The organism is Pectobacterium versatile, assembly GCF_020166435.1.
GTDB classification, from domain to species: Bacteria; Pseudomonadota; Gammaproteobacteria; order Enterobacterales; family Enterobacteriaceae; genus Pectobacterium; species Pectobacterium versatile.
Genome location: NZ_JAINZP010000039.1, coordinates 1 through 11,136, shown reverse-complemented (window position 1 = coordinate 11,136; position 11,136 = coordinate 1). Strand labels below are relative to the sequence as shown.

General features: G+C 55.3%; 6 protein-coding genes. All 6 read right to left on the bottom strand.

Annotated features, from left to right (window positions below; all coding sequences use genetic code 11):
* Nucleotides 1-4,665: DUF6531 domain-containing protein (locus K7X24_RS21460; RefSeq protein WP_224558232.1), on the bottom strand; the 4,665-nt coding region annotated here is incomplete at its 3' end.
* Nucleotides 4,666-4,685: 20 nt separating this feature from the next.
* Nucleotides 4,686-5,603, bottom strand: a complete 918-nt coding sequence (locus K7X24_RS21455) for a DUF4123 domain-containing protein (protein WP_224558231.1) — start codon at nt 5,601-5,603, stop codon at nt 4,686-4,688.
* Nucleotides 5,600-6,556 (bottom strand): DUF4123 domain-containing protein, encoded by a 957-nt coding sequence (locus tag K7X24_RS21450; protein WP_224558230.1) that lies wholly within the window; start codon nt 6,554-6,556, stop codon nt 5,600-5,602. The genes K7X24_RS21455 and K7X24_RS21450 overlap by 4 nt, the downstream gene beginning before the upstream one ends.
* 159 nt (nt 6,557-6,715) lie before the next feature.
* Nucleotides 6,716-7,414, bottom strand: coding sequence for an ankyrin repeat domain-containing protein (locus K7X24_RS21445; RefSeq protein WP_224558233.1), 699 nt, complete (start codon nt 7,412-7,414; stop codon nt 6,716-6,718).
* An 80-nt stretch (nt 7,415-7,494) separates the two neighbouring features.
* Nucleotides 7,495-8,865: a PAAR domain-containing protein gene (locus K7X24_RS21440; RefSeq protein WP_198998360.1), complete on the bottom strand. Its 1,371-nt coding sequence runs from the start codon at nt 8,863-8,865 to the stop codon at nt 7,495-7,497.
* A gap of 9 nt (nt 8,866-8,874) precedes the next feature.
* A complete protein-coding gene (locus K7X24_RS21435; RefSeq protein WP_224558229.1) occupies nt 8,875-10,911 on the bottom strand; it encodes a type VI secretion system tip protein VgrG in 2,037 nt (678 codons plus the stop codon).
* Between the last annotated feature and the right edge of the window lie 225 nt (nt 10,912-11,136).

Sequence of the window (11,136 nt, the reverse complement as noted above, 5' to 3'; positions counted from 1 at the left end):
CGGCGACAGATACTGCCCGCTCTCCGCATCATAGTAACGATGCCGGTTGTAGTAAAGTCCCGTTTCAGCATCGTACAACTGCCCCTGATAGCGCAGCTCGCAGTACACTTCCTCGTTCGCCGCATCGCCCAGATAGCGCCGCAGCGGGATAGGTCGTCGTTCTTCGCGGTGTGCGCCCCACAGTCCCTGCTCCCCGCGCCAGCGAACTTCTCCTTCCTCGCTGCACAGCTCTCTCGCCGTTCCCGTCAGGTCCGTCACGATGTAGTGCAGTTGCGTGCTGTCGCCCTGCGCTTCTACCTGCGCCAGCGGCCGGAAGCTTCCCGGCTCATATACCCACTGCACTTCCCTTGCGGCACTGCCATCTGCATAGTACTGCTGCTGACCAATCAGCTGGTCGCCATCCCAGCGGTACGCCACCCGCGCGACCGCCTGCGCCGACGTTACCTGTCCCTCGCGCACCTTGTTAATTCTGCGGCCAAACGCATCGTAACGATAGCGCCAGCGTGCCCCGTCCGGCAAACTCACCCGCACCAGACGGTCCTGCACGTCCCAGTCGAAATACGTTTCCTTCGGCCTGAACCCCGGTCGCGTTTCCCGCTTCATTGCCAGACGCCCGCAGTCATCATACCGGTATTGCGTATGGCCACGCTCCACCACGCGGCCCGCCGCATCGTACCGCGCAGACGCCTGCACCACCGCATCCTGCACCTTCAGCGTCTCACCCAGACCCGGCGCTATCTGCGACACCTCACACAGGTTCTGTTCGCTGTCGTAGCCAAACAGCCGCGCCTGACGCCGCCGTCCCTCATCGCGGCGCTCCGCCGTTACCTGACCTGCCCCGTTCAACCGGAACGCCTGTTCACCCCAGTGACTGTCGCTGATGCCCGTCAGACGGTCCAGCACATCGTACTGATAGCGCCGCTCCAGCACGTCATTCACCCGGCCGTCCGTCCCTTCGAGCGCCTGACGCTGCAGCAGCCCCGTCGGACTCCACTCGTGGCGCAATGCAAACCCGCTGCCGTTACTGCGCCGCTGCTCTTCCCCCGCCGCCGTATGGCTGAACTGCAGCGGCTGATGGGAACCAATTCCCAGCGACGACAGCCGCCCCGACTGCCACGCCAGCTGCAGCGGCGCCAGAATCCCCTCCACCACCGCACGCTGACCGCCCGCATCGTAACCGCTCTGTACTGCCTCGCCGTTGACCGTTTCCGACGTCACCTGCCCCGCCCGGTTATAGGCGTATTCCACCACCGCATCCGGGCTGGCGGCTTTGGTCAGCCGGCCGGCTACGTCATACGCCAGTTCCGTAATGCCGTCCGTTTCCCCGTCCGCTTTCTGTGCCGTGATGCGCGTTATCCGCCCTGCCGCATCATGCTCGTAATGCAGTGCGCTGCCATCCGGCGCGGTACGCTGCACCAGACGGTCTGCCACATCGTACTGATAGCGGTACACCCGGCCATCGTAATGCCGCTCCTCGCTCAGCCGACCGCTGGGGTCAAAGCCGTACGTCCAGTCCAGTCCCTGACTGTTCGTCACCCCGGCGAACTCCGCTTCCGTGTTATAGTGGTAGCGCACTGTCGCCCCCAGCGGGTCCGTCGCTTCCAGCAGATTATCAAACGCCCCGTAGCGGAACTGGTAGCGCTGACCCAGCGCATCCGTCACCGCCGTCAGGTTACCTTCCACATCGTAACCAAACCGCGTCTCGCTGCCGTCTTCGTACACCACTTTCGACGGTGACTCGCACACGCCGTCATACTCCCAGCGCCGCACCTGCACGCCCACCTCATGCCCGATATGCCGCTCCGTCAAGCGGTCAAGGTCGTCATACCGGAACATCACCGCCGGTGCATTATCCCGCTCAAGGCTGCTCAGCAGGCCACGGCGGTTATAGTGATAACGCTGCAACACGCCATCCGGGCCTATCACCGTCGACAGTTGCCCTGTTTCACCGTAACGATACAGCCACTCTCGCCCTTCCGGGTCGTTCACTTCCACAACCTGCCCGGCAGCATTACGCTGGTAACGCCATTCGCTGCCCAGCGGGTCGATATAGGTCAGCAGCTGTCCGTTATCGTCATACGCGTAGTGATGCGTCGCGCCGTCTGGCAGCGTAACCTCGGTCACCTGCCCCCAGTCATTGCGCTGATACGCCGTGCGGCCGCCCAGCGGGTCGGTCTCCGCCACCAGTTGGTTGTCCACCCACTCGTAGCGGGTCTCCCCGCCATCAGGCGTGCGCTGGAGCAGAATATTATTGCGCTCATCGCGCACATAGCTGAATACGCCACCAAACCCGCTGTGGTAATGGCTGGTCAGGGTGTCATCGTCGTAGTCAAAGTGACCCGGCCAGTAGCCTTCCGACGTTCTGTCACGGACGGCGCGGCCTTTTTTATCGTAATCGTGCTCAACCCAGGTCGAGCCTAAATCCGACCAGCGCAGCAGCCAGCCTTCTGATGAGTAGCGATAGTCAAAATTGCGCCCCTCATCCGCCCGTATGCTCAATAAATGCCCGTGTTCGTCATAGGTATAGCTGACCAGCGTTTTTAAGGGCTGGCGCTGCGGGGTACATAGCGTCAGTGCCGTTATCCTGCGTCGCTCCGTTGTGACGTGAATCAAGCGCCCGTCGGACAATACAACCCAGCACAGGTCGCCCAGCATCCACTCGAACGTCACCCGATTGCCCGCCGCATCGACAATCGACGTCAGACAAAGCTGGAGACCGAGTGCATGCTCAAACCGATAGCGCAGGCCATCAACATGATGAAGAACGAGTTCCCCCTGTTGGCGGGTCAGCCGCCATTGCAGGTTGGACGGTGAACGGCTGACTTCTCCCTCATTGGGCAAGGTGAAGAACGCCTGATTGAACTCACCATCCGTTAGCGTTGCTACCCCGTTGTTGAGCGTCAGGCTGATATCCCAGTTGGTACGCCACAGCCTCCCCAGCAAACCGGCGTACCGCTCGCCCGTCGAGCGGTAGTAGCGTTGCAGTGACAGCGGCAGCGTCCCCGTTAGCTGAATATCGGTGCGCTGTTCCACCACGGCACCGGTTGCCATATCGACCGGGTCGCCTTTCTCTTTGCTGTTTTTGGAATCTGCTGGGGTCTTGCCATCATTCGACTGCGCCTCCGCCTCCGCCCCCTTTTTCCCTGATGGCTTTTCGGTATTTTTGCCCGCATTAATGTTTTCAGCTTCTGCCGGCGCAGATTGACTTTTCTTCTCTACGGGCGCTTTCGGTTTGGGCTTTTCTTCAATGGCATCAGTCGGTTTTGACGGTTCTGATTTGTGTGGCGTATTTTTTTCTGGAGATTGTTTTTTAGGCGGCTGATCTTTTCCTTTGTCACCATCAGGCTTGGCATCGCTTTGTTTCGTTGCGGTTGGCGCATCAGTAGGCTCAGGCTTTGAACCAGAGGATGGACTGGCCGCCCTGCTTTCCGCCGTCGTATGGCTTGGCGGGGTATCGGCCTTTTTCGCGAAGGAACCTTTAGGCCGCGGACTACCGGAAACCCGTGTCACAATCAGAGGAATAAACTTATCGAATTCTTTCTCAAGGGTCGCAATGGCCTCATCGTAACGTTTAACTAACTGATCTAAATAGTCGAGCATCTTGCTGAACCGATCTTTCATCAGCGCAACAATCCAGCCATCCTTCTCCGAGGCCTTCATTGCCGTCACCAAAGCCTGCTGCATGGTCAACAGCATCGCTTTGCCTTTCTGTCCGTATTCTTTCAACAAACCACGCAGTTCGGTGACGCCTTTCACCAGATTACCGTTGGACAGGCTGCGGATCGTTTTGATGGCAAACTGCACAGCCGCCGGTGAGGAGGCATTTCTCAGCGCTTTAATAATCGCCCGCCCGCTCACCTTAATGGCGTCACCCAGCCCGGGAATTACCCCAATCACACACAGGACACCACCGGCCACATGCAGTGGGTCGTCCATCAGTTTAGGATCTTCATGAGTTTGCCAGCACCACTCACCAATGGAGTACACGTCCAGCGCTTGCCCCACGACAGGAATACAACCCAGAATAATCTCGCAGAACATCATGAGCGCGGCGTTATCATCCCCACCCGCATCCGCCGTTTCTGCCGCGAGGCTGTGGTGGATTTTGTTGATGGCCTGCTTCAATTGGCGATTACCGCGGTTAATCTGTTTATCCAGTTCCCAGAAACGCTTGTAAGCCTTTTTATAGTCATCTGGGATAGACGTTAATATTCCCGCGCCATCAACATCAACGTGTCGATCACTGCTGTCATCGGCGTCATACGTCACTAGCCCCTGTTTACGCAGGAGAAGGAACAGCGTGAAGTACTCACCTGCTAGTGCGGCATAACCCGGAGTAGACTGTAATACGGGGTTGTTCTGAATGGTTTCCTGCGGCGTAAACTCATCCTCACCTTCCTCGAGTAGCAGTTCAAACGTGCCGCCCCCCATGTCGTAAATAAAACAGAGGCCGTTGGCATCCGTCTGACCGTGGATTTCCGTTTTATTACTGTCGATGAGGACAAATGGCGCATTGGGAACCGGCTCCCCAGAGTCATAATGGTAATAAATCAGGACTTCATAACCACACTTGGCACAGCCTCCTGATATTTTTTTATCCGTGCTAAAACCCCGACTCGCTGCATCCTCGCTGGAAAGCAACGTTGCCTGTTTTTTCTGACTCATGAAATGACGTCCTTTTTATTTTATGCTTCGTCCAGGTGGTCAATGGCTGCCTGATACAGACGATCCATACGGCTTTGCGTGCCAATGTATTCAGGCTGTACCAGAATGTTTTTTGCCCAAGGCTGATGAATAAATTCCGGCGAGAGTTCTGTCGCCAATGCCAGCCAGCGCACGATATCGCGGTCGTTGTTAAAGCCGTTGTTTTTCGCCTGTTCCGTCTGCTGATGGGTAAACGCCTGTAGTTCATCATCAGGCGCGTTTTGCCAGTCAGCATGGTAAGCACGCAGATGTTCCCTATAGCGTGCCAGATTGTGATGCCCGTAAGGCACCATGATGGCTTGCCATTGTTCGTCACTCAGTTGGCGCGGCAGGATGTCTGGAATAGAGTGTGGTTCGCGGGCGGTGAGATTTAAGGCACGTACCGCGCCGTCAGGAGAAATGTCGCAGAAGCTGGCTATCGGGCCATAAAGTGCACAGGCTTCTTGTGCGGAACTGGCGGATAACAGCTGATTTACCACCTGCCAGTCACCCACGCGCAGGATGGCATTCTCCCCGGAAGGTGAGGTCACCAGGCTCCACTGCCGCAGATGCTTCGTGACATCAAGCAATTGATCGAGCGGTGAATATGCCTGCATAAACCATTCCAGCTGTAGACCCATTCCCCAGCCCGGCTGAGTGATAATGTGTTCTTTCACCTGCGACCAGTTAGCGGCGTGAAGTGGGATGCAATAGGGCGATACCGAGGCATGAACGCGCCCTGCTTCACCCCAGTACAAGCGCGTCTGTTCCAGGCTGCCCCCCCAGCGTTCGGCCAGCCACGGCACAGCATCGTTCATCGACGCTTCGGCGATAACAAAACAGCCGCCCTGAGCGATACGCGTTTGCCAGACAGCGTCATCTTCCGGCGTCAATTCAAGGAAAGGTTGCGATACACTCACAGCGTGACCTCCGTTATGTCAGGTAACTCTCCCCGCATCCAACTGGGGCGATGGTAATTAAGTTGCACGCTCTCAATGCGTTCAGGTTCGGATTTAAAAATCCGAATACTGTCCGCAATCGAATAGCGCTCTGTCAGATGAATAAAGATCGGGTGCAAATAAAATTCACTACCGAGTACCCAGCGATGAGCGGACCAGGCTTCACACTCCGCTTCGCTGGCTTTGGGATAATATTTTCCTGCTAATGCAATGCCGCTAATAAAGCGTTCTTTTACTATTTCGATGTCCAGTGGAAAAACACATTTCGCGCTGACAAAAAGAAAGAGTTCATTTGCCAACCGGTGTAGGCGATTGTCATTAGCGAGAAGATAATATTGATAACGCGTTAAATTAATTTGATAGTCTTTCTTAATTTCGTTCTTATTTTCGTTATTCATTTCCTGTTGTGCGAATAGCTGATACTCCCCATGTTCGCTACTCACTATGGGTAAATACATATTATTCAGCGAGCCGAGAAAATCCGTTTGAGCAGCACGATCCAGAGTGGACCACCAGGCCGATAACACCTCTGGCGCATAGCTACGAAATAGCGCTCGAGTGCCATCAGGCCAGAGACAAAAAATGCGCTGCTGCCAAAAATCAATAACCTGCTGCAATGCCAACTCGCAATGCATGAGGATCACACCGCTCTGTCGCGCTGGCTGTGTATCGGTCAGCCAATGCAGTAATGTTTCTCCTGGTTTTCCTTCTTCTATTTTCACCACAATAGGCGCCCACATCTGCCAGCTTTCGGCACCTTTGCCAAAATGCAGCTGTTGCCATATCTCCGCCGCCGCAGGTTGAAAAGCCTGCCAATATTCAGGTAATTCGGGATAACTCAGCGGTGAAATAATAGCGTACAACGGCGCATCAACCTGGCTGATTTCAAACAGAGTATAACTGTTTGTTATCATGGCTATTTACCTATAATTAAATGGGATAACTTTTAATACCTTGGGCGTGTATTAAGCATGACAGCAACGACCAGATAATCAGCATGATTATCTGGTCGGGAAGTGCAGTTTATTTTTATGACGTAGGGAAAATAATAAAAACCGTGAATCAAAATAAAACTATACTGGCAGTCCTTTTTCCCAGCGCTCCCGAACTTCAGTAGGAGACAACGGTGGAAATTTAACGCCGCGATCGAGCAATAGCTGTTTTACCTTCAGTGCCCAAGGGTAATGAGGAGATTTAGGGGACATAATGGATAAGCTGTCTTCAACACTCCAGGCTAAGCTAGCCCCCGTAGCCGAATAGGTATTAACATTAGCGCCCTGCTCAATCAGCCAATAGGAGATTTCATACTGGTTAAGATAAGCAGCATAGTGAGCGCTATTGGTTTTTTGCTCATCAGTTAAATTGACGTCAGCCCCACTCGCCACAAGTAATTTTATATCGGCCCAGCGTTCTTCGTTAATGGCACTAAATAGTGCTGGTTGTCCAAGGCGCCCAATTGCATTCGGATCGCCCCCCGCATCCAGAATAATGCGAAGCCAGTCTGGATCTTTAACACCAGATACTCGGTTCACCGCACTATCACCAGATCCATCTTTATAATTTGGATCGGCACCCAATTTAAGCGCCAGCGTGACGGCCTTTTTATCCTGCGTTTCATAAATCAGCCACAGCAGCGGCGTCACCCCTTCTTTGCCCTGAATATTCAGGTTAACGCCCTGCGACAGCTGATAACGCGCCGCTGCTTCGTCACCTTTTTGGATACTCTGCAATACCGCCACCACGGGTGGCTCAAAAAGTTCACTCGCCCGCATACTGTGTCCTCCTGCCTGACAAGCGGTTAATAATCCCAAAATAACGACGCCCAACCATTTTATACGTGCCAACCATTGCATTATATTCCCCTGAATGTATTGGTTATCTTCCCGATATCTTCCTTTTTCTGGCTTTCAATACCCGCGATAACCTGATCCATACCGTGCCGAGCAATCGGCGAGCCGCCAACTGCGGGAAGCGCCATCATATCACCGCTTGCTTTCGGCAAGCCCCCTCCCAATAGTTTTGCAACACCGATGGCTCCCCCAAGAACCGCACCAGCAGCGCCACCAATCAATGCCCCTGCGCCAGAGAGTAGGCCAGGAATCAAGGCCTTACCGTAGGTTTGCGCCATGGTTAATACCTCACCATCCACCGCCTGCGTCTTTATTAATGATGCGGTTTTCGCTAGGTCAGCGCCACCAACACGCGCCACTGTATTGGTATGCAAGCCAGCAGCATTAAAGGTATAGCCGGGTAACCCAGTCACACCAACCCCAGCAGATGCCAAACCACCACCTAATGAATGCCCGACAATTACAGGGGGTGGAGAAATCGCTTCCTTCACTTGCTTCGCTAAATACATCGCTTGCTTGTATTGTTCTGTCTCCAGCCCCATTCCTTGCCCTGCGTTGGTCAACCAGTCTTTCACTCCCGTCACCGCATTGTTCGTTCCCCGATAGGTCAGCATCGTTTCACCGTTAATCGCAGACTTGAACAAAGCAGAACCAAACCCTGAATCAGGGTCCATAAATTTTGCCCCTTTAAGGCTCGGTAATAGACTCGTATCCAGAATATCCAGCCCGACCGGCGCCTTAGGCAGTTTATCCAGCACGCCTCGTCGGAATTCATCGACCGAATACACATACTGGGCCGCCTCCGCACGTAAAATGCTGTCGTTGTTAAACGCCAGCCGCTTTGCTGCATCAGCTAGTCCCGGCAGCGTCGCTGCTTCAGTCGCCAACTTGGCACGCGCCAGATAGCGATCTTTACGTTGAGCAACGGAGAGCAGGTCATCAAGAATGGGCAGCTCGGCGACCGAAGCCCACTCCATTAACGTCGGCAATAGCATTGGCGTCAATGCCAACAGAGGCGCGCGACTTTTTGCCGATTGTTCGGCGCACGGTTTCACCGGGGATTGATAGGGTGAATCGCCAATGATCACATTCCCACTGCCAGCAGCAACCGAGCCGCCGCAGCCGATCGCATCACCAATACGCGCCGCCAGCTTTCCGTTGATGATGACCGTACCAGAACCCGCGGATATCGCACGGTTGTGCACACCGTGAGGCATATTGGGGCAAGGGCAGGCATGGAGCAAAACCCCATCGCCTTTACGGGCCGCTGGTTTGCCATTGATGATGACATCACCGCTGCCTTCGATAATCGGGGTGGCAGGGAAACAGCCGTGACCCGCACAGCTGTCCCCTAAACGTGCAGCACCTGGCATAGTTCCTCCTTAACGTCTGTCTGGCGCATCCGGCAGCGTGGGCTTAGTTGGGTCTTCTGGCGTAATCGATACTGGCGCAGTCCCTACGCCAGCCGCACCGCCATCGTTGATTTTCACAATCGTCCCAGAAATCGTGACGCCCGCGCTATCAATCTTGATAAAACCGCCAGGCGCTTTAATGGTCAGAGCCTGCCCCGCTTCCAGCACGATATCTGCGGCTTTCAGGTAGCTGTCCGTATTGACCAGAACACGCTGGTGCGCGCCGATAAGTGTCTCTTCAGAACCGGACATCGTGGTCTGACGACTCCCTTCGATACGGGTAATTTCTCCCCCGCCGATAAAGCGCTTGAAGGAAGAGCCAATCTTCTGAATAAAACTCCGCCCAATCTCCTGATGATGATCCTGACCAATGTTCTCAAAATCATCTTTCCCTATCGTTCGATGGCGGTGGCGATCGACCCGCTGGAACTGATCCTGAGTCACGCTGAGGTGCTGATCGCGCCCCACGCTCTGTCGATGAATGTTGTTGATGACACCATCCATATCTTTCTGCGCGTGGTAATAAATTTGTTCACGCGTCGCCTCATCTTCAAACCGCAGTTCGTTGAAGCCACTGCCTTTATGGGTATCAGTACGCAGCGTGGTACGCGTTTTGTGTGCGGGTAAAACATACGGCGTCGGGTTGGTCGCGTGAAAGGTTCTGCCTGTCACAATCGGTTGATCCGGATCGCCTTCAAGGAAGCTGACGATCACTTCATGGCCGATGCGCGGGATCGCAATCATTCCGTACTGGCCGCCTGCCCAGCCTTGGCTGACACGCACCCAGCAGGAGCTCTGGTCGTTACTCGCGCCGTATCTGTCCCACGGGAATTGCAGTTTCACTCGACCGTACTGATCACAGTAAATCTCTTCTCCCGCCGGACCGACAACGGTGGCGATTTGCGGGCCGTCCACCATCGGTTTGTAGGGCATGGCCGCACGCCACGTCGTCGTGCCTTTCACCACCGCAAAGCTGTTGCTCATGGTCGTCGGTTCGCCGCCGCTTTCCTCTTCCAGCGCCTGCGGCTGCTGCCCGACGTGCGTCACGCTCACCGTCTGCCACACTGCATTCAGCGTCGCATTCGGGTGCTCCGTCAGGGTAAACGTGTTGCCCGGCATCAGCCCCGCGCAGTTGGATTCCCCTTCGCTCGTCACCGCCCCTGAGCGCAGTGCATCCAGCCGGTAGCCACTGAACGCCTTTCCGCTCGGGTCTTGCTTATAGCGCCCCGGATAGTCGTAATGCTGATAGCTTTCGCGCTGGTGCTCTAGCTCACTGCTCATCTTCTTGTGCGACAGCCCGTAAGCCGGTGTCTTGAAGTTGTAGTCTTTCAGCTCGACTTCCGCCGTGCTGACCCGCTCCGCATAGTGAAAGCGACGGACATATTCGCCCTCGCTCAGCCCCTGCGTCGCCAGATTGAAGAACAGCTCGGGGCCTTTGGTCAGCGCACCCGCATCATCGGCAAACACCACCCGGTGTTTTCCCTCTTCGTATTCGTGGAAGAAGTACAGCCCTTCCTCGGCGGCCAGACGGGTGATAAAGGCTAAATCGCTTTCCCGATACTGCACGCAGTATTCGCGTGGCGCGTGCTCATGGCGCAGCGCAAAGGCGTAGTCGGTAATGCCCGCTTCTTCCAGCAGCGCACCGATAATCGCTTCCGGCTTTTGTGCCTGAAAGAGACGGGCGTTGGTGCGCAACCCCAGTCGCCACAGCGCCGGACGCACTTCCGCCTGATAGCGTGTGCGCCGGAATCCGGTGTCGCCCTGCGTGAAGCCACTGATAATTCCGCTGACCCGACGTTTTAGCTCGCCCTCATACCAAATCATCAGCTCGCACGGTTGGTCCAACACCGCGCCGAAATCCACATCCGGCAACGCGCTCGCCAGACTCAGCGACAGGCTGAAAGGCCGATTCAGCCCTTCATCCAGCCTGAAATCCACCACCGCAAAGGTGCCTGCCTCCAGAGCGCCGACCTTTACGGTGAACTGCAATCCTGTGCTATTTGCCACCTGCCTTCTCCTTTTTCCTTCGCCATGGCTACCGCACGCCCCCGCTCCCGTTGGAGCGGTACGTCGCTATCCTAATTAAAATGAAAACCTGCGTTGTGGTCTGAGCCTGCTCACATCACAACTCACGCCAAAGAAAAAAACAGAAAACCCGGGACAAGCCCGGGTTAGAAACAGAAAGATTACGCTTCGACCGGCGCACGCCAGTCATCAGAGCCGGAGGTACCG

Bases quoted from the DNA above. Each gene is read 5' to 3' on its own strand.
- K7X24_RS21450 (WP_224558230.1), bottom strand. From the start codon at position 6,556: ATGATAACAAACAGTTATACTCTGTTTGAAATCAGCCAGGTTGATGCG.
- K7X24_RS21445 (WP_224558233.1), bottom strand. From the start codon at position 7,414: ATGCGGGCGAGTGAACTTTTTGAGCCACCCGTGGTGGCGGTATTGCAG.
- K7X24_RS21440 (WP_198998360.1), bottom strand. From the start codon at position 8,865: ATGCCAGGTGCTGCACGTTTAGGGGACAGCTGTGCGGGTCACGGCTGT.